Genomic DNA, 19,015 nt, shown 5'->3' with positions numbered 1-19,015 from the left:
TTCTTTGCTAGCAAGCAGTCTATTTATGCTCATCTTTCAGTACTAGATACCTTTCTACAACTTCAACCCTTCTCCACGCTTTGCTTAAATCCTGTTTTTGGTTGAATCTGGCGTCATGCCAAGAAATATGCCATGCCCTGATAACACGATGCCATTACTCAGCTTTTGGTGGCGCTATCCCTACTTGAGAGTGTTAGTGGTTGTGTTGTTGATGACTTCTCAACCATGCCCAATTTCAGCGCAGGCATCAACTTCCCTATCAGTGGCCCAATCAAGCTTGCGGCATTTAAGTGATCAGTTGCCGATTGTTGGTGTTTGGATGACCAATAGTCCGAGCCCTCTTTATTACAGCCGTAACTTGATGCATAAGGCGGTGAAAGATCTCTATCGCGCAGGCTTCACGGCGCTCTATCTCAATGTTTGGAGTCGGGGGTCTACCTTCCATCGCAGCAACTATGCCCCTGTAGAAGGGCCCCTTCAGAAAGCAGGCTTGGCTCTCGACCCTATTTGCACCCTGAGTCGAGAAGGTCATGCCCGCGGTATGAAGGTGTTGCCATGGTTTGAATACGGGCTGATGGAGCCTGATGACGCAGAGGTGGTTAAGCTTCATCCCGACTGGGTTCTTGCCAGAGCTGATGGCAACCCAGTTGTGAAGATGCATGGGAATCACAAGCGGGTTTGGCTTAATCCAGCCCATCCAGAGGTTCGTGCGCGATTCATTGGCGTAGTGATTGAGGTCATGAAGCGCTGCAAGATGGATGGCGTTCAGCTTGATGATCATTTTGCTTGGCCGGTGCAGCTTGGTTATGACCCTTACACCGTGGCTCTTTATCAACAAGAAACCGGCTCCTCTCCGCCCCGGGACTACAGCGACCGCTTTTGGATGCAATGGAGAAGGCGGAAACTGACCGGTTTGCTTAGAGAACTGAGGCAAGCATTGGAGAAGGAAAAGCTACCTGTCAACATCAGCCTTGCCCCTGGGCCTTTCAGATTTGCTTACAACAACTGGCTTCAAGACTGGGAGCTTTGGACTGTAGGCAAATTGATAGACGAGTTGGTTGTGCAGAACTACGCCTACTCGCTCAAGGGATTTGCGAAGGATCTCGACCAGCCGGCCTTACGCAAAGCACCTCAATTGGGTGTCCCTGTGCATATTGGTGTGCTGGCAGGATTCGGCAAACGCACCACGCCCATGCCGATTTTGGCTGAAAAGGTTCGAATGGCAGCTGAGCGCGGCCATGGAGTGATTTATTTTTATTGGGAGGGGCTCTGGGGACAGCACGCTGGCATCGAGGGTGGAATTCAGCGCCTCAGGCAGTTCAAGCAATTGCATGAGAAGAAAAACTAGGCTTACTTCTAGTGTTCTGGCTGCATGAGCGTGACCACTTCTCTGGTGTTTGCAGATAGCTCTGCACTGGCCAGTTGATTGATGGCCCGGTGCATCGCCTCTTTCCTTGAGGGAGCATAAGTTTGCCAACGACTGAACACTTTCACCATGCGTGAAGCAGTGATTGGGTTGCGTTGATCAATGGCGATGAGCTGATCAGCCATGAAGTTGTAACCACTTCCATCAATAGCGTGAAATACAGGTGGATTTGAAGCGAGACCACCAAGGAGAGCCCTTATCGCGTTGGGTGCCATTGGGTCAAAGCGGGGATGATCTAGCAACTGTTTGATTCGTTCAAGCCCATCTGACCGTGGAGTGGATGCCTCCAGAGCAAACCAGGTATCTAGGATCACTGGTCGATCTTGCCAGCGCTCGTAAAAGCTTTTGAGAGCTTCGTCTCGCTCAGTACATTCAACGGGTTGTAGTGCCCGAAGGGCCGCTCGAGCCAAAGACATCGAGGGTCCGCTGACTGCTTCAACTGCTTCCTTGCGAACTTCGCAATCACCAGCAGCCGCTAACCAGCTCCAGGTCAGTCCTGTGAGCATGCGTTCACCTTGTCCAGCTGGCCATTGAGCCCCCCAATTCAATCGACTACGTTCAAGCAGATTCTGGAGCGGATCTGAAAGCTTGACTCCCAACCATGACTTGAGTGATTGATAGACCTGATAGAGCATCAATGGATCGGCGACATCCTGGGCGGCCTCCAGTTCAGCTAGTCCTGGCATGCCAAATAACATCGCCAGAAAAGAGGGATCACTCTCTCCTCCACTGGTGATCAGTTGATTTAGCGCTAGAGCTAAACGTTCTTCAAGTGGCTTGTCAGCTTGCTTGCGAGCCCTTGCTAAAAGGATCTTTCTCCATAATCTCTGGCCTGCTTCCCATCGAGCGACGGGATCGTCGTCAAGAGCAAGTAGCTGTAACGATTCGTCGACTGAGACGTCCATCTGCAACGTGATCGGAGCTGAAAAACGACGAAATATCGATAGAGCCGGAGGCTTTGCTTGCCTTGGTAGATCCCTTAGTGAGACGCTCTGTGTGTCTTGGTCCAACACAACCAGTTTCTCTTCGCCGATGCGTCCATTTTGGCCGATCACGGCGAGGGCCATCGGAATGACTAGAGGTGCTTTTGAGGGTTGACCAGGCGTTGGTGGTGTGAATTGGCTGACCTCAAGTGTGAGTGTTCCGACTTGAGAATCCCAGTGGCGTTTGACGCAGACTTGAGGAGTTCCGCTTTGGTGATACCAACGCTGAAATTGATCAAGATCAAACCCAAGTTGTTCCCCATTTGCGCAGGCCCCTTCAGCAATGGAGTGGATAAAATCTTCTGTGGTGGCAGCAGTGCCATCAAAACGCTGCACATATAACGCCATTCCTGCCATGAAGCGTTGCTGCCCAAGCAGGGTGTGAAGCATGCGGATTAACTCCGCACCTTTTTCGTAAATAGTTGTGGTGTAGAAGTTATCAATTGCCTTGTACTCACTAGGTTTAACTGGATGAGATGTAGGGCCTGAATCTTCGCGAAATTGGGTGTTTCGCAGCATTGATACATCCTCGATGCGTTTCACTGCTTTTGAATGCAGATCCGCTGTGAAGCTCTGATCCCGAAATACAGTGAGACCTTCTTTTAGGGAGAGCTGAAACCAGTCCCTGCAGGTGATACGGTTGCCAGTCCAGTTGTGAAAATATTCATGAGCAACAACACTTTCGATTCGTTCAAGTTCACCATCGGTGGCACATTCGGAATCAGCCAATACAAGTTTTGAGTTGAATATATTTAAGCTCTTATTCTCCATTGCACCCATGTTGAAGTGGCGCACTGCCACAATGTTGTATTCATCCAGGTCGTACTCCAGCCCATAGACCTTTTCATCCCAGGTCATAGCTTTTTTCAGAGAATCCAAGGCGTGAGAGGTGTAGGGCTCATCTCCGTTTTCAACATGCAAACGCAATAGAACTGAGCGTCCAGATGTGGTTTTGAAATGAGCCTGAACTTCCTGAAGTGCCCCTGCAACCAAAGCAAAGAGATAGGCAGGCTTGGGATAGGGATCGTCCCAAATTGCCTCATGTCGCATTGGATCTTTAGCTAAAGGCCCTTTGCTCACAAGATTTCCGTTCGAGAGCAACACTGGATAGCGCGTCCGATCCGCCTCAATTCGTACTCGATAGCGACTGAGCACATCCGGACGATCAGGATGGAAGCAGATGCGACGGAAGCCTTCTGCCTCACATTGGCTTGTGAGCATGCTCTCGCTGGCATAAAGCCCTTCTAGTGAGGTGTTGTTGAAGGGATCAATTCGGCAGATGATCTTCAACTCAAAAGGATGAATTGGTGGCTGATGGAGAACTAACTCACTGCTAGATAGGCTGTAGGCATCCGTTGGTACAGAACTGCCGTTTATAACAATGGAGTCCAACTTCAGGTTTAACCCTTGAAGGACTAAAGGAACTTTGGTTGTCAAGGCAGGCTCGATCTGCATGGAGCTGGAGATCGCGATGTGCTGTTCTTCGACAACAACATCCAGTTCAATGTTAGGAATCTGGAAGGGATATGGCCTGTAATTTGCTAATCGGGTGGTTGCTGTTGTCATGGGGGAGTGATTGTTTGTAGAGATTTTTGAGCTTGAGCTTCCTCGCTAATTTCCTGATAACAGCAATTGAGATGTGCTAGCCATACCGCGGAACAATTTCTGCTGCTGCCTTGTACTTCAAGTTCGTTTGGGTAGCGATTGCCTTCTATGAAGATCTAGAAGATGGCTCAATTGGGCAGGGCCCAGGGGTTGATCCCTAAATCGGCACCGATGAGATGGGAGCAGGCAAAGCCACTAAAAGCAACTGCATTTAGGCCTTGGCCAGGGAAACAAGAGTCGCCGACGCAATAAAGCCCTTTGATTCCAGTGCGGTTAAAGGGCATGGTGAGAAGGCCTGGTAAACGACTTGAGGGGATTGGCCCATAGCTACCCTGAAATCGTCCTAGGAAACGTCGATGGCTACGAGGAGTGCCCACCTCTCGGTGAACGATGGCTTGACTTAGGCCAGGCAGGATTTTTTCGAGTTTCCTGATTAGACGATCAGCATCAGCTTGCTTTTTGCTGTTGTAGGTCGCAGGGCTTAGGTCTTGCCATGCCTGCATTGAGGATGGTGTGAAGGCGTGGACGATGTGATGCCCCTCTGGCGCCAGGGATGAATCCAGGAGAGTCGGCATAGAGACGAATGCGACACCCTGTTCACTCTCCATTTCATCCCAGCTTTCTAGGAGCAGATGGTGGCAGTGGCTGTTGGCTGGAATGGCATCGTTACGGACTCCAAGGTGAAGAGAGAGGAAGGATGGCGAGGGCACATAGCGGCGTCGCCAGGTCTGCTCCGCTGCGGGTGTGTGTTCTGCATCCACCAGGGCCTGTTTGGACCCCTCACCGCTGAATGTGTCCCAGCGAGTGGCGTTGGATATCACCCTGCGGGCGTGGATGATTTCTCCATTTGCTAGCTGTACACCAACAGCACGATTATCTTTCAGCACCACTCGTGTGACCCGTGCCTTGTAGCGGATCTCACCACCATGACGTTGCATGCCTTTGACGAGTTTTTGGGCTATCACACCAACGCCTCCTCTGGGGTAGTTGATGCCACCTGCATGGCGATCTGAAAACACCATGCCAGCATTGATCATCGGTGTGAGGTCGGCAGGCATCACTGACCAGCAGAAGCATTCAATGTCGATGAACCGCAACAGTTCTGGGTCTTTGATGTGACGCCTGGCTACATCACCCACGTTGACGGGCAACCAGCGCGCAAGACCGAGACAGGCCAGGGGGGACTTGAAAAAAACTTTGGCCAGATAAGTGGGATCCTCGATCGATAGCAGTGGCATTGCATCCAGGCAGTTGAACACTTGCCAACAGATGTCGTAAAAGTGACGGATCCCCTTCGCTTCGTGGGGGAAGCGTGCGGTGAGATCAGCAATGAACTGCTCGTATTTCCGATCAACTGCGAGCTCTAATCCTCCAGGAAGGTGGTAGGCGAGTTGGGCGGGGTCCGGCAGGGTGTCACAGTGCTCCCCCACATCGGCCAAGGCTCGGGTTAGCAGGTTGGTGTATCCCTTTTCTCCGAACCCGAAGATCATTGATGCACCTACATCAAAGGTGTAGCCCTCTCGCTGGAATGAGCCGCTACTACCACCTGGGATTGTGTAGCTCTCCAGAACAAGAACCTTGGCACCTTTGACAGCTAGCTGACTGGCGGTGACCAGGCCGCCGATGCCCGAACCGATAACCACAGCATCCCAAGGCTGTGTTGCGTCTTTTTCGATGCGGATAGGTTCCATGGCATGGTCTCAACAGCTTGACGCTAAGGGCTTGTATGCAACTCTGAACCCGTCAACTCTGACTGTGAAGTTTGCGGCAGCTTTGCTGGAGAGATTAAAGAATCAGTTTGATGCTTGCCCTGCTCGAGACGATGATGAACTCCCTATCTGGACAGGGGCCTTTCTCGTGCCCCATTGTTGCTGGGCTTCCTCAAGCATCTTGAGCGCCCTATCTCGGTAGGCACCGTAGCGTGCGCGTTTAGCGTGGATTCGCTCTGCAAGTTCTGGCAGAAGGCCGAAATTTGCGGGCATCGGCTGGAACTCACCTTTGCGGCCCCTAAAGCAGTCGCTGTCACTCACAAAGTGTGTAAGGGCACCGATCATTGTTGTAGAAGGAAGCGTAATGGTGTTGAGACCCATTGCCAATCTCGCTGCATTGTTTCCAGCAAGCCAGCCTCCAGCTACTGCAGCGGTATAACCCTCTGTGCCGGTGATCTGTCCAGCAGCGAGGAGGTTGGATCGTTTGCTGAATTGCAGGGTTGGTTCAAGTAGCTGCGGGGCTTCGAGAAAGGTATTGCGGTGCATGACCCCAAAACGCACGAATTCAGCCTGGTTCAGGCCTGGAATCATTTTTAGAACTCGCTTTTGTTCGCTCCATTTGAGATTGGTCTGAAAGCCCACCAGATTCCAGAGACGACCCTCGTGGTCTTCTTTGCGCAGTTGCACAACTGCATAAGCCCGCTTGGAGCGACGCACGTCTCGATCATTGAGATCGCCCCAACGGGGATCCCAGAGTCCGATTGGTTTGAGTGGGCCATAGCGCATTGTGTCTTCGCCGCGACGAGCAAGCTCTTCGATTGGTAGGCAGCCCTCGAAAAACTTGGCAGATTCCTTATCGAACTCTTTGAGTTCGGCTTGCTCAGCATTGAGCAGTGCTTCCCGAAAGGCAAGGTATTGCCCTTTGTCCATCGGGCAATTCATGTAGTCAGCGTCACCTTTGTCGTAGCGGCTTGCCCGAAATGCCAGCGTGAGATCGATACTTTCGCCTTCGATAATTGGACTGGCGGCATCAAAGAAGTGGCATTCGCTACGGCCGGTGAAGGTGCGTAGGTTTTCTGCAAGCAATTCACTGGTCAGAGGACCCGTTGCCAGAACAGTGATTTGTCCTTCATCTGGAAGGTGTTCCTGCTCTTGACGCTCGATCGTGATGTGTGGATGGGCAGAGAGTTCTTTGGTAAGGGATTCACTGAAGGAAGCCCTATTGACAGCTAGTGCACCACCAGCAGGTACGGCGTGGCTATCGGCTGTGCGGATCACGATTGAGCCCAGCCGGCGCAGCTCTTCCTTGAGTAGGCCGGCCGCACGATCGCTACTCAGAGCACCAAAGCTATTACTGCAGACCAGCTCTGCACATTCACTGCTGTAGTGAGCTGGTGAGTGCTTGATCGGCCGCATCTCTATCAGCCTGACAGGCACGCCTGCTTGTGCTATTTGCCAAGCAGCTTCGGAACCAGCCAGGCCAGCTCCTATGACAAGCACAGTAGGGAGGGAACTCAAGAGTTCAGGTCATTCGGGATTTGGCCTGAACTCGAGCTTAGGTAGTGGCCATTTGGGGATGGCCATTGCGGATTTTTAGCCTTTGTTTTTGCTGACAAGCCCCAAGCCCTGTTGCTTTAAAGCAGCACCGCGGATGTTGATAAAGGCCCAGGTGGCGGCAAGTAAAATAGGGAGGAGAACGATGAGAATCATGAGAGGGCTGATCGCTTAGTGGATTTTGCAGAGAACCGATTCTACGGACTTACATAAGGCCAAGCATGCTTGGCCTCAGCAGCTGATCGAATTTTCATCAACCACTTTAGGTCCTTAATCTTCAGTTGATGCGGTGGCTGCATGGATACTTTGCCAAGGTGTCCTTTTTGCTCGATAGGCTGCATGATAATTTTTCATGCGTGCCTGAATGGCATGCCCAAAGGGCGGGTCGCTAGCTCAGCGGTAGAGCATTCGGCTTTTAACCGACTGGTCCTGCGTTCGAATCGCAGGCGACCCACTTCAGTCAGGCCAGTCAGTTTCGGCGAAAGTGCCCTTGCTGACTGGTTTTTTTCTTGCCCTGAAGAGCCATCAAAGACTTCGGAGTACTGCGTTGGGAATCGGCTCATGTCGAGCATTGCGATAAGGACTTTGGCAGGGGATAGGAAGAATCAACCCTTATCTTGAGGGGTAAAATCGTATTAAAAGGAACAATGGCGACAGCCGCTGAAAAACGAGAGGACATCAAAAGCAAGCTCCAAATTCTGCGCAAGGAATTGCGGGATATCCATTCGAAAGTGATGGAGGAAAGCACGATGCCCGAACCCGGCGAGGTGCGTGCCTCGATGGCCAAATTGGAAGAGCTGCTTGAAGTCCTTGAACCCAAGTCAGCGAAGAAGTCGAAGAAGTAAACCACATGAGCTGACATTCCTGAGAGGATTTTTAAAGACCACTAGGACTTCGCCACTGTCTTCGTCATCTTCGATGACCTAGCTCCAGCTGTATGCGTCGAGAGCTACGAGTGGATTTTTGATGAGGACTGGCTTGAGTTGCGTCGCATCTTCGAAGGCTCTTGCAACTTCTGCTTTGACTGGCTTGTCGGAGTCAATGGCTATTGCAACGTCATCGTTCTGGGAGTTGAGTCATTTGATTTCTTTCGATCATCCTTGATTCGTTTGTTGATCCAGTTCTCGGCTCTTGCTCACATCCACTCTGGTCTTTAGCTCCCCCGGCTTGAGTGCCATATCCCAAGCTCAAACCTTTTGATAGCTTCAAATGCCTAGCTTAGGTGGCTTCGGAATACCTAAGGCAACGGGATAAACCCCTTTGGTTGAGGGGGAGTGGATCGCGTTCGTGTCAATGGACGCGTAAGTTTTGTCGTACTGTTTTGTTGGAGCAGCGCATCTCAGGGTTTCCATCCGGCTTTTGAAACTGGCTGGCCCTGCGTTCGAATCGCACACGACCCATCTCAATCACACCAAGGGGCTAGGGCCAAAAAGCTTTGGCCCTTTTGCGTTTGAACGCTGTGGTTGTAGTTTTGTTGAGATTGTTGTGGTCAGCTTGCAAAACTCGTGCGTGCCTTGTCACTCCTGAGCGACTTTCTTGAAGACCACTAGGAATTCGTCACTATCTTCGTCATCTTCGACGACCCAGCTCCAGCTTGATGCGTCGATTGCTACGAGTGGATTTTCGATGAGGACTGGCTTGAGTTGCGTCGCCTCTTCGAAGGTTCTTGCCACTTCTTCTTTGATTGGCTTGTCGGGGTCAATGGCTATTTCAACGTCATAGCCCAGGGAATAGCTTCTTTCCCCTTTGACCGACCCATGGAGTAGCTCGTTTTTCAATCCAGTTCTCGGTTCTGGTGGACAAATGCACTCTGTTGCGTATTTGTGCTCATGAGTGTTATACGACACACTTCCCGACAAAGTGCAGAGGCCTTTTCGGAAAAGAGTTTCTCGATGTCTACAGCAAGTGAGACACGTAGAATAGGTCAAGGTCAAGTTTCAGGGCCTCCGCAAGGCCTTGCGGGTCATGCATGCAGGGGTGCTTGAAGAAACAGTGCTCCCTCACCCTGGTGATGTTTGATTTGCTATGGCCCAGTTGGAAGCTCTACTCGAACTGTTAGAAAGCAAATCAGCTAGAAAATCGAAGTCGAAAGAGTTAGCCAAATGACTTAGAGCTGTTTTTTGTCAATCCTCACTGTTGTAGGCATGATCTATTCGGAACTGTGCTCAGCTGTGAGCCTGGATCCACTTCGATATTCCAGTTTATGGGGTTGGGTTCTCTGTAGTCATTGTTAAGCAAGGAAGAATCTGGTGCTGAAAGCAAATCAGAAGCTCTAGGGGGTGGAACCCAGATTTGTGTCCTGCATGAGGAGTGATGCATGCATTAAAAATAACCGTTTAGGGGGGCACTGAGAGGATACTTGCAACTGGAATAGCCTGAAATTTCAAAAGCTATCAAGCTCTTGTAGGCGTTGACTCTATAAGTTTTTTTATCTTTAGATTGGGCATCATACTTCACTTGAACAAATTTTTTTAAGTTAATCTTTGCGCAATGATTTAAACAGGGGAATAAAACTAAAAAATTAATGATTAAAGGTTTAAACGCCTGCTACATATTCACTTTGGCAGTGAGGTTGTTGGCAGTTGATCTTGTTGGCTTGCTAAAGTGCTAAATAGTATGTTGAAAATCAACAATTGGCAGACTTCCAGGCTGCTTGAGAGGCAATAAAGAGAACCTGGCTGGTTGGCGGTTGATGAGGAGAGCCAACCTTGGAAAGCTTCTCTTTAGTGACATGAAAGATTATAAGCAGGATCAAGATAAACTCTGAACTTGCTTGCAGTGCTATCTAAAATACCCTAATAACTGACAGACAGAGTCTGCTTTCCAGGGCCCATTGCTGCGGATTGCAGAACCACTACTTCCCCTGGACTGTTGATGGATCCACGCTTATGCCCTTGGTGTATCCATCTCTAGTTTGAAGACACACTGATCAAACCCTGTGTTGATCCTTCGCTGCCGATAGCTTTGGTTCTTTAGTCTAAAAGGATCTTGGCAATAGATGCTCCCGGTGTGTTATTTAATAGACCATTGAGACTGATTGGAGCAATGGAACTCCCTGAAAATAATTTCGAGATAGATACTCAAACCATTTGCTCCGCGAGTAGTTTCTCTGCTGATTTTGCCAATCCATGCAAGATCAATTGCAGCGTATAGGAGAAAATAAGTTTAAGGAGGAGATGTAGAAGAATGATGCGCTTGATTGCTGGAGATCTGAAGTCTGCGTAGTAATGCCTCAAAGGTTTACGAATTCCCCCAACAGCAAATGACTTTTCTGAGGAGTTTTTGAGGTCCTAATCATGCGCAAAGAGCAAAGCTTTTGCAGGTGATAATTTCCTTGAGAAGGGGTTTTCAAAAGATCTTGCAAAGGGGAGACCTTGCATTCTTCTTCTTACACCCATCATGTGATCAAGATCACGAAGATGAGTGAGAGGCAACAAGGTTTCTTCTGCTTCATGAAATCAGGCTGGTAGACAACGGGCATAGAGCCCTCACGCTATCCAAAAGATGAAATCACAGCTCGCCGTCACATGTCTTTTAATTGCCATGGGAATATGTATTCAGGACCAATATCCCCAACAGATGAATGCTAAAGCAGAGTCGCGCAGAGTTCTTTGTTCAAAGCAAATTGGCATCCCATTTGGCACCGACAATATTACCGACCTTCAGTGGGAGAAATTCGGGCAATGCATTCGTGAATCTTTGTCCTGAGAGTTGTTTGAACTCCGCTCTTGTACCGCAAAGGAGTAGGGATGATCCTTGGCCTGATTGCGGTTTGACCTGTTGAGGAGGCTTCGCTTACGTTGACGGACCTCTGAGGAGTCCGCTCAGATTGATTTCATCAGCATCGTGTTTGGGTAGTTTCAAGAGGATGCGGATCTAGTTCCGTGATTCATTGCTAGACCGTAAGGGAGTCTTGGTGCTTCCGAGCCCATCTTTTTGTTGAGACTTGGTTGCGACTTAGTGGATTTGTGGCGAGATTTGTGCAGTGGTGCACACCTCATTAAAGCAATGGCTGTTCGCTCGCTTATTACAGTTACCCTTAATCGAGTTAAGGAAATCATTGATCGCTTAGCCACTGGGGAAGTAGTACGCCTGGAGTAGAGGATCAAATTGCAGAAGTATGCAATTCACATTCCGTTTATTGCTGTCATGTTGAGCAAAGCCATTCGAAATCGATCGGAGCTGAAATGAAATGCACTTTTTGAACGAAGCGGGTGGTCCAAGCACTCTTACTATTGCCGCAGTGGTGCTTGCTATGCTTACTTCAAGTTGGTTGTTTGGCGCATTGATAACCCTCCTCATTAAAAGTAAAAAATAACCTTACTTGGCGAAAAAAATTGAGTGTTGAGAATCAATGAGCCATACACTTTTTCAATTCATTGCCTAGTGAAAGCCCATGATTGGACTAGGAACTAATATTGGTTTTCTAATCATGTTTATTGACTTGATTCTTTTTATAAGAAACATCCAAGCAAAGGACCTGAATGGTTCCCTTTGGCTTTTCCCTTGCGATCCAAGAGATTTACCCCTTCACAAGTATGCAGACAACCTCGTGATTTGAGTCTTTTTACTAGTAAGGCATTATTGCAGGGTTAATATTAGCTTGAACTAAGCTGATGAGCTGATAAATTGTTTTTACATTGATTTAGCCAAAGATCAACCATGAACTATGTGACGCTAATTAGCTTGGCTGTTTTTAACAGATTATTGAAGTGCCACTAGTGGATTTTCTCGGAATCAGATCAGATGCTTCTTTATAGCGTTGTTAAGACACGCATAGAAACTGAACGATGACAAAAGCTGATTCTCAAACGATTGGGGAATCGATTTCCAGCGAGTGTTTGGCACCTCTCCTCTGGAAACGGTTGAACTGAATCTCTAGAAAAAAAACGCACCTTATTTTCTGGACCTGGAAGGCCTATGTCTTCAAGACTTGATCTTGTCTGAACCATGGCAGGCCTTCTGAGTGGATTGCGAGAGATTCGGCCTTTAGCAAGAACCGCCTCTAAACGTAGGCAGAGTGTGCCAGTAAATTGACCGACAGTAAGCAATTATACCTAAAAAATCGATTTTTTTAGCATAAACGCCTAGGTAATTAGCACTAATTTGCTGCTCAAGTGGAGTGTTGTTACAGGTTCTAGGTGAATCCCTTAGTAAAGGTTCATAATGCTGCTGGCGTTTCTCTTGCTCCGTTCTCGTGCAAACTTATGGAAATCCTAACCCCACCTATGGGTGGTGGGCAGGAAATGCTGGAACTACAAATCGATCAGGAAAATTCCTGGCAGCGCATATTGCCCACACAGGTTTGATGGCCTTCTGGGCAGGATCGTTCACCTTATTTGAACTTTCCCGTTATGACCCCTCAGTACCCATGGGGCATCAGCCTCTGGTTGCCCTCCCTCATCTGGCAACTCTGGGAATAGGCGTAGGTGATGGTGGTGTCATAACTGATACTTACCCAATTGTTGTGACGGCAGTCCTGCACCTGGTTCTATCCATGGTTTATGCAGCTGGCGGACTTATGCACTCCCTCCTATTCAATGGAGACATTGGCGAAATGGGAGTTAAGTGGGCTAGAAAGTTTGACTTTAAGTGGGATGATCCAGACAAGTTGACCTTTATTCTTGGTCATCACCTATTCCTATTAGGCCTTGGCAACGTTCAATTTGTTGAATGGGCTAAGTATTACGGCCTGTATGACAATGCAGAAGGGGTAGTACGAACTGTAGTACCAAACCTGAACATTGGCATGGTATGGAATGCTCAGTTTAATTTCCTAGCTATTAATAGTCTTGAAGATGTAATGGGCGGCCATGCCTTCCTAGCATTGTTCATGATGTCTGGTGGCCTTTGGCACATTGTTACCAAGCAAGCTGGTGAGTACACCACATTTAAAGGCAAAGGAATCCTTAGTGCTGAAGCTCAGCTCTCATGGGCCCTTGCAGGTGTAGGTTGGATGGCTTTAGTTGCTGCCTTCTGGTGTGCTTCTAACACAACCATTTATCCAGATACATTCTTCGGTGAAGTTCTAGATCTCAAATTCAGTATCTCTCCTTATTGGGTTGACACTGCAAATCTTCCTGAAGGAACCTACACATCACGTGCTTGGTTGACCAACATTCACTACTACTTGGGATTCTTCTATATCCAAGGTCATCTGTGGCATGCCCTCAGAGCTCTCGGATTTGATTTCAAGAGAGTTTCCAATGCTATCGGCAATGCCGACAGCGCAACAATTACTCTGAACTGATTGGTTCTCCAGTAATTAAATTAAGCCCTGCACTCATGTGCAGGGCTTTTTTTTTTGCTTAGGAATAGTCTGATTTGTCCATTGATTGAATATTTCTTTCTACGTTTTTACAGATTTTTCTAAGCTCAATCCTGCCATCTATGAAGTTCAGGGCTAAACGGGCTTCAAGCAAAATACTTGGAATGGTTTTGCTGGTTCTGATTTTATGAATGTATAACTCTCAAGCTAAACAGAACACATCTAAAAAAACTCATCATTTTAAAAAGCCTCCAGTCTTATTTCTCACGAATAGAGTTGGACTATTTTGGTTTTGTAGATTGTGGCTTTGTTGGTTATGGCTTAAACCCACTACCCCACCTGCCTCCTTCTTCTTGGTGGGGGCGTAGCTTTACTCCCTTTTGTGGATAGATGGCTTGATTTTTTTGCAAAAGAAAAACCCTGCACTTATGTGCAGGGTTTAATTAAACCTATTTGAATTTTAAATTCATTAGGACTTATCGTGGATTCTCTTGTTATCAGGCACCACTGAAATTTAAAAGCCAGCCTAGCCCTAGGCATTTCCATTCTGCCGGGCAACTTGCAACGGATCCAATGCCATTGGGATCAGCATTTACGCCAAAGAACCAAAGGATCATTACAAATAAAGCAGGCCCACCAAGTAAAAGTGCATGAATGGCACTAACTTGTTGATCCTCTACACCACGCCACCAAATAATAGGTGGAGCCAGCCACCGCTGCATCCACTTGGGAGCACCGTCGAGTGGGTCAATTGGATCACCTACATTTCGTCCCATAATTCCAGGGGTGAGCGAAGACCTCATAGTTCTAGCATTTCTTGGGCGAATTAGAATTATCTGATTGCAAAGTTGAAGTTACTCTTCATTGCTTGTGATGCCCCATCTGTAGGCCTAAATTTATCAGAATATCTTGATACCAGATTGGTGATGGGCTGTTTACAAGCAATGCCTTTGTATGCGCTGTTTAAATGATCTGGATTGTTTTTTCATCGCAGCACTGTTTGGTGATTTTTTATCGAAGGGTTCTGTCAGCACGAATTGGCTTTTCGGGCTGGCTTGACCTTGAGTTTTTTGGCGCGCCCATAAGGCTTCTTGCCTTGCCACTTAAAACGAATCCATTATGTGCAGCTTGCCTAATGCCCTAAGCGATAACGATCGTATAAGGCTTATGAAACCAAGCAGATTTGAAAACATGGTGGAAATGGTGCTTAAGGCTGGGTTTTATAGTGTATAATTAACCGGCTTTGCATTCTAATTCAAATGATTCCTTCAGCTGCAATCCTTGGAGTCCTTGGCATTCTTGGTTTTGCTTTCTTCTTCTGGTTGGCCGTTAACGATCCAGCAGACGCCTGAAAATAAATTGCTTAATTGGGCAGAGTCTTTCTCTGCCCAATTTCTTTTTGATTCTTGTATGGATTCTTGGAACTCATCCATAGAAAACCATTTCTAAATTCATTTTCAAAAGCTGTGAAAATTTGATTCTCTCCTGATGTGTAAAAAGCTCTTGGCTTGACTTCATCTTGAGAAAACAGAACTGCTCTGAAAGCTAGAGATACTAGAATCTCATGCAGTTACACGAATCAAAATTCTCTCAATATATAGCAAGGCATACCTTTAATAGCTTAGTGTGTACAAATCACTCTATTGCCTTGTATGCATAACCGGAAATGATACCGGTTCGGCAACTTTTTTTGATCAATCTTAGACATTTGCCTATATAGAACTTTGCATTTCATCCATGAATGAATTGTGATTTGAACACAGAATTCAGATCAGACAGCATTTGCGGATGTGTTTAAGTAGGATATGAAGAGTACATCAATGAATTCTCTTTTTTGTCGACATACAAGAAACGCTTTTGCCTTTTCTTAAGTCTTAATCACACCATTTATGTTTGAGCCTTAGGTCAGAATTTCTTGCTTAATCATGAGTGGAGACTCACCTGAAAAGACCATTCTTTTAGTCATTTGGCATGATCGCAAAAGCCCAAGAAACATCCAACATGCGTGTGATACTAGCGGGCCTCGTTGGTAACGTGATCGAGTGGTATGACTTTGCTTTGTATGGATACTTTGCCAACGTTATTGGACAACAGTTCTTTCCCTCAAGTAATCCTTCTGTTTCTCTAATTGCTGCTTTCGGAGCATTTGCCGTCGGCTTTCTAGTTCGGCCCTTTGGAGGACTTTTGTTCGGACGCATTGCTGATTTGCTGGGACGAAAACAGGCTCTTATCCTTACCTTGATGGCTATGGCTATTCCAACAGTGCTAATGGCCTGTATGCCCAACTACAGCAGGATTGGCATAGCCGCCCCGATCATAGTTGTTTTGTTGCGTATCATTCAAGGATTATCAGTTGGCGGCGAGTACACAACATCGATTGTCTATCTCGTTGAGAATGCCCCTGATCAACGACGAGGCTTCTTTGCTATTTGGGGGCTATGGGGTGCAGTATTGGGAATTCTGTTGGCTTCAGCAGTCGCCAGTTTTCTTGCGAACATTCTTGATCATCACCAGCTAGATATCTGGGGCTGGAGAGTGCCTTTTGCTCTTGGTTCTCTTGTCGCATTAATAGGACTTTTAATTCGTCGTGGCCTTGTTAGCGATGTATCTACTGAAGTATCCAGAGACCCAGTACAACAGGTTTTTGGAAAATACCGTATGCAGGTATTACGCTTGTTCTTGCTTAATATTGGTGGTGGTGTTGGTTTCTATGCAGCTTTTGTGTATGTTGTGAGTTATATAAAAGAAATAGATATGGTGTCTGAACGCATAGCTTTGAATATAAATACAGTTTCTATGGCAATACTTTTACTACTTTATCCATTAACAGCTTGGCTTTCAGACCGTATTGGACGCAAGCCATTGTTGCTCGCCGGGGGTGGCATGTTGATGTTTGGCTCGATTCCACTGTTTGAATTGATTCACACCACTGATCCTTTACGAATTTTTGCAGGGCAGCTTGGATTTGTGATTGCACTCGCAACTCTTTCGGGAGGATTAAATGTCGCGAATGTGGAGCTTATGCCTAAGGTGGTTCGCTGTACCGGCCTGGCCTTTGCCTACAACACTTCTATGGGAATTTTTGGTGGTACAACACCATTAATAGCGACCTGGTTAATTCAGGGAAGTGGAAATCCAATTAGCCCTGCTTACTGGGTAGCGGGCAGTGCTTCGATCACTTTATTAACAAGTATCTTTTGGGTTAGAGAGACGAGACTTTCATTCCTGTCTTGAACATAGAAAAAACAAATCAAGCATCGCTATTCCCCAATCAAGGTTATTTACTAGCCCATCATTAACCTGGGGAGATACCCTCAAATTGTTTGTTTGTGTTCTATTGCTGACAGAATAAGCGGAGTGAGGGCTTGCCTCAAGCGCAATTTGTTGCGTTATTAAGTATTAGACCACACAGGCCGGATTCGTTTAATATCCTCTGATAAGGAACCAGCCATTCGTTTACGCCATGGATTTGTCAACAGTACTTCTATGGGCTTCTTTACCATTTGCACTGATAACGCTTTATTTTGGAACTAGAAATGGATATTACGACAGTGATTTGTATGAGGGAGATGGATGCGCACATGACGTGCAGAGATAATACTCTTTTGATTTTTAGATTTTATTTATATTAAGACGCTCTGAGCCTTCCTCGTTAGACTAGTGTCTAATCCATAGAAATTTTTGAATTTTAAAAATAAATACTGAGATTTAAATCAATCAATGAATAGTTTCCATCTCTATATAAAAATCCGCTGCACTTCTATTGTAGATATGATAATCAAGCTTTTTAGCGAGATCAATTCAAGACGAGAACTTGAATTTATGATTATTTATAAACAATGGCTGGCCTAGACTTTCTTTGGCATGAGTCTTGATTTGGGTGCAGCGTATTACTTTACTTAATCAGTCTGTAAATAGTCTATTGTAGCTTTAGGTGTTCTATTGAGGAATGCTTATTTTGTAGGTTTAGTTGATTTCACATTTATTCGTGGCCACCATTACAACTCATCACTTTCATCGGAAGATCAGCTTTATTCATTCCATCATTATTGGAAGTCGATTCAATACATTCATTCTGTGACTTGGCCCAACGCGCAATCGGCTCAAGCCCTTCAGCAATCGGCTCAAGCCTAGAGACACCAACGACTAGGGCGATCGTGCTGATTGCTGCCATCAATGTGTAGACGAGATCTTTGGCAACTCCTAGTTTGTTAACTTTACGACGTTCTGGCTGTGTGATTTTTGGGGAGGCCTCAATTGCCTTCCAGTTAAACCTCGTTTGCGAGGTAGCGATTAGATCTGAGTTGAGTTTTGTTCGCGAGTTAGCTATTGGCTTTGAGTCATGAGTCGATCGAGAGGTAAGGGTTGGATATGAAGAGGCAGGAATTGCTTGCATTTGAGGGATCTGATCATCCTTGCTAGTCGTTGAATTAGAAGCTTCTGATCGTGGCCTCCATCCTGCAATGGTGATCACAAGCGAGACAGCCGCTACAAAAAACGAGCGCAGGCTTTTCAAAGCATCACGGAGCTCCATCGCCAGGCGTCCTCTGTCTTCGAAAAAGTCCGGGGTTGTTTCTTTGGTCATGCCTCCTTTTAGCTTATTTCATCCTTTGTGAGAAGTCGCTTTGAACGTCGATTTGTCTCTTCAGGAGAAAAGCCTGTATTTCTTCAATTCTAAGACATCAGTAGCGGAGTCATTTCATTGCCACTCAGCTTTTTTGTCAAGACAGAAAACCCTTTTGCTCTTGCTTCAACGATTCATATTGCTAATTGAAGTTTATTCTAGTCTGTTTAATTGGTGCAGATCAAGTCAGGTTAGGTGGTTGATCTGCAGGACCATCGCTATTCTGACTCTCTCAATGAAGACTTATATGCTCAAGCTAGTAGGAATTCCCACTTCGTTTAACATTGCTAATGGTTTAACAGCTTCATTGTTGTCTTGTATCTGATGTGCCAACAACTGTCTAATCTTTAAGCCGTTAGGTCCTAATTTATATGATTACAGTATTATGCTGATAATACTGCAATCCTTCTGAAGAGTTGGATGGCAACCTTTTTGAACAACGAATGAAAATCGTCAAACTCCTCACATCTGCCTTTGCAACAACATTTGTTTTCATTGGAGTGCCGATGTCCGCAGTCGGAAAACATCATCATCATGACCATTATGTATGTGCTATCGGTTATCACTACGTTGGCGATGGTGTTTGTCGTCGCAACGGGCTTTGGTATCAGGGAAGACGCCATGAGCGTGGTTTGGAATACCGACCTGAACCCAGAGGAACTGTTGAGTTGTTTGATGGAGCTCTGAAAATTAAATTTTAATAGTTAGCTCTTATGAAAGGTTAGTGTCTTTCACTTTTAGTCCTTATCCATTCTTGCATCTTTGTAATTCACTATCAAGTGCTAGCTCATCATATCCACTGTTCTTTTGAAGATCATTGATGAGCTAGAGTCTGTAATGTTATGT

At 46.6% G+C, this 19,015-nt stretch carries 12 protein-coding genes and 1 tRNA gene; 6 read left to right on the top strand and 7 right to left on the bottom strand.

Annotated elements, in window-relative coordinates:
• Window positions 1–115: 115 nt before the first annotated feature.
• Window positions 116–1,348 (top strand): glycoside hydrolase family 10 protein, encoded by a 1,233-nt coding sequence (locus tag SIB80_RS09310; RefSeq protein ID WP_063419259.1) that lies wholly within the window; start codon window positions 116–118, stop codon window positions 1,346–1,348.
• Between the two features lie 8 nt (window positions 1,349–1,356).
• Here the strand turns inward: SIB80_RS09310 and pepN are convergent, their stop codons facing one another.
• The 4 genes from pepN to SIB80_RS09290 all read right to left on the bottom strand — a co-directional run bounded on the left by pepN (window position 1,357) and on the right by SIB80_RS09290 (window position 7,433).
• Complete coding sequence (gene pepN, locus SIB80_RS09305; protein WP_063419202.1) at window positions 1,357–3,975, bottom strand: aminopeptidase N; 2,619 nt, start codon at window positions 3,973–3,975, stop codon at window positions 1,357–1,359.
• A 167-nt stretch (window positions 3,976–4,142) separates the two neighbouring features.
• Window positions 4,143–5,705 carry a carotenoid isomerase gene (gene crtH, locus SIB80_RS09300; RefSeq protein WP_063419203.1) on the bottom strand — a complete coding sequence of 521 codons (1,563 nt, stop codon included), beginning with the start codon at window positions 5,703–5,705 and terminating at the stop codon, window positions 4,143–4,145.
• Window positions 5,706–5,807: 102 nt separating this feature from the next.
• The gene (trmFO, locus tag SIB80_RS09295; protein WP_063419204.1) at window positions 5,808–7,241 is read right to left on the bottom strand and encodes an FADH(2)-oxidizing methylenetetrahydrofolate--tRNA-(uracil(54)-C(5))-methyltransferase TrmFO; all 1,434 of its coding nucleotides are present in this window, start codon (window positions 7,239–7,241) and stop codon (window positions 5,808–5,810) included.
• Window positions 7,242–7,316: 75 nt separating this feature from the next.
• Window positions 7,317–7,433 (bottom strand): photosystem II protein Y, encoded by a 117-nt coding sequence (locus tag SIB80_RS09290; protein ID WP_011130420.1) that lies wholly within the window; start codon window positions 7,431–7,433, stop codon window positions 7,317–7,319.
• Between the two features lie 226 nt (window positions 7,434–7,659).
• Between SIB80_RS09290 and SIB80_RS09285 the strand changes: the two genes are divergently transcribed.
• Window positions 7,660–7,731 (top strand) — tRNA-Lys (locus tag SIB80_RS09285).
• A 193-nt stretch (window positions 7,732–7,924) separates the two neighbouring features.
• Window positions 7,925–8,122, top strand: coding sequence for a hypothetical protein (locus tag SIB80_RS09280; RefSeq protein WP_063419260.1), 198 nt, complete (start codon window positions 7,925–7,927; stop codon window positions 8,120–8,122).
• A 672-nt stretch (window positions 8,123–8,794) separates the two neighbouring features.
• On the opposite strand, the gene SIB80_RS09275 is transcribed toward SIB80_RS09280, so the two are convergent.
• Window positions 8,795–9,055 (bottom strand): hypothetical protein, encoded by a 261-nt coding sequence (locus SIB80_RS09275; protein WP_063403168.1) that lies wholly within the window; start codon window positions 9,053–9,055, stop codon window positions 8,795–8,797.
• A gap of 3,419 nt (window positions 9,056–12,474) precedes the next feature.
• Here SIB80_RS09275 and SIB80_RS09270 point away from each other — a divergent pair.
• Window positions 12,475–13,527 (top strand): chlorophyll a/b binding light-harvesting protein, encoded by a 1,053-nt coding sequence (locus SIB80_RS09270; RefSeq protein WP_011130418.1) that lies wholly within the window; start codon window positions 12,475–12,477, stop codon window positions 13,525–13,527.
• Between the two features lie 515 nt (window positions 13,528–14,042).
• On the opposite strand, the gene SIB80_RS09265 is transcribed toward SIB80_RS09270, so the two are convergent.
• A complete protein-coding gene (locus SIB80_RS09265) occupies window positions 14,043–14,348 on the bottom strand; it encodes a glyceraldehyde-3-phosphate dehydrogenase (RefSeq protein WP_413351546.1) in 306 nt (101 codons plus the stop codon).
• A gap of 1,168 nt (window positions 14,349–15,516) precedes the next feature.
• On the opposite strand from SIB80_RS09265, the gene SIB80_RS09260 reads away from it, so the two are divergent.
• Window positions 15,517–16,779, top strand: coding sequence for an MFS transporter (locus SIB80_RS09260; RefSeq protein ID WP_063419206.1), 1,263 nt, complete (start codon window positions 15,517–15,519; stop codon window positions 16,777–16,779).
• A 748-nt stretch (window positions 16,780–17,527) separates the two neighbouring features.
• On the opposite strand, the gene SIB80_RS09255 is transcribed toward SIB80_RS09260, so the two are convergent.
• Window positions 17,528–18,130 carry a hypothetical protein gene (locus SIB80_RS09255; RefSeq protein WP_063419207.1) on the bottom strand — a complete coding sequence of 201 codons (603 nt, stop codon included), beginning with the start codon at window positions 18,128–18,130 and terminating at the stop codon, window positions 17,528–17,530.
• 545 nt (window positions 18,131–18,675) lie between these two features.
• Between SIB80_RS09255 and SIB80_RS09250 the strand changes: the two genes are divergently transcribed.
• Complete coding sequence (locus tag SIB80_RS09250; protein WP_155724590.1) at window positions 18,676–18,870, top strand: hypothetical protein; 195 nt, start codon at window positions 18,676–18,678, stop codon at window positions 18,868–18,870.
• Window positions 18,871–19,015: the final 145 nt, after the last annotated feature.

Origin of the sequence: Prochlorococcus sp. MIT 1327, from assembly GCF_047304785.1 — a bacterium.
GTDB classification, from domain to species: domain Bacteria; phylum Cyanobacteriota; class Cyanobacteriia; order PCC-6307; family Cyanobiaceae; genus Prochlorococcus; species Prochlorococcus marinus_D.
The sequence above is the reverse complement of the archived record's forward strand: the minus strand, read 5'-3'. Positions and strand labels throughout refer to the sequence as shown.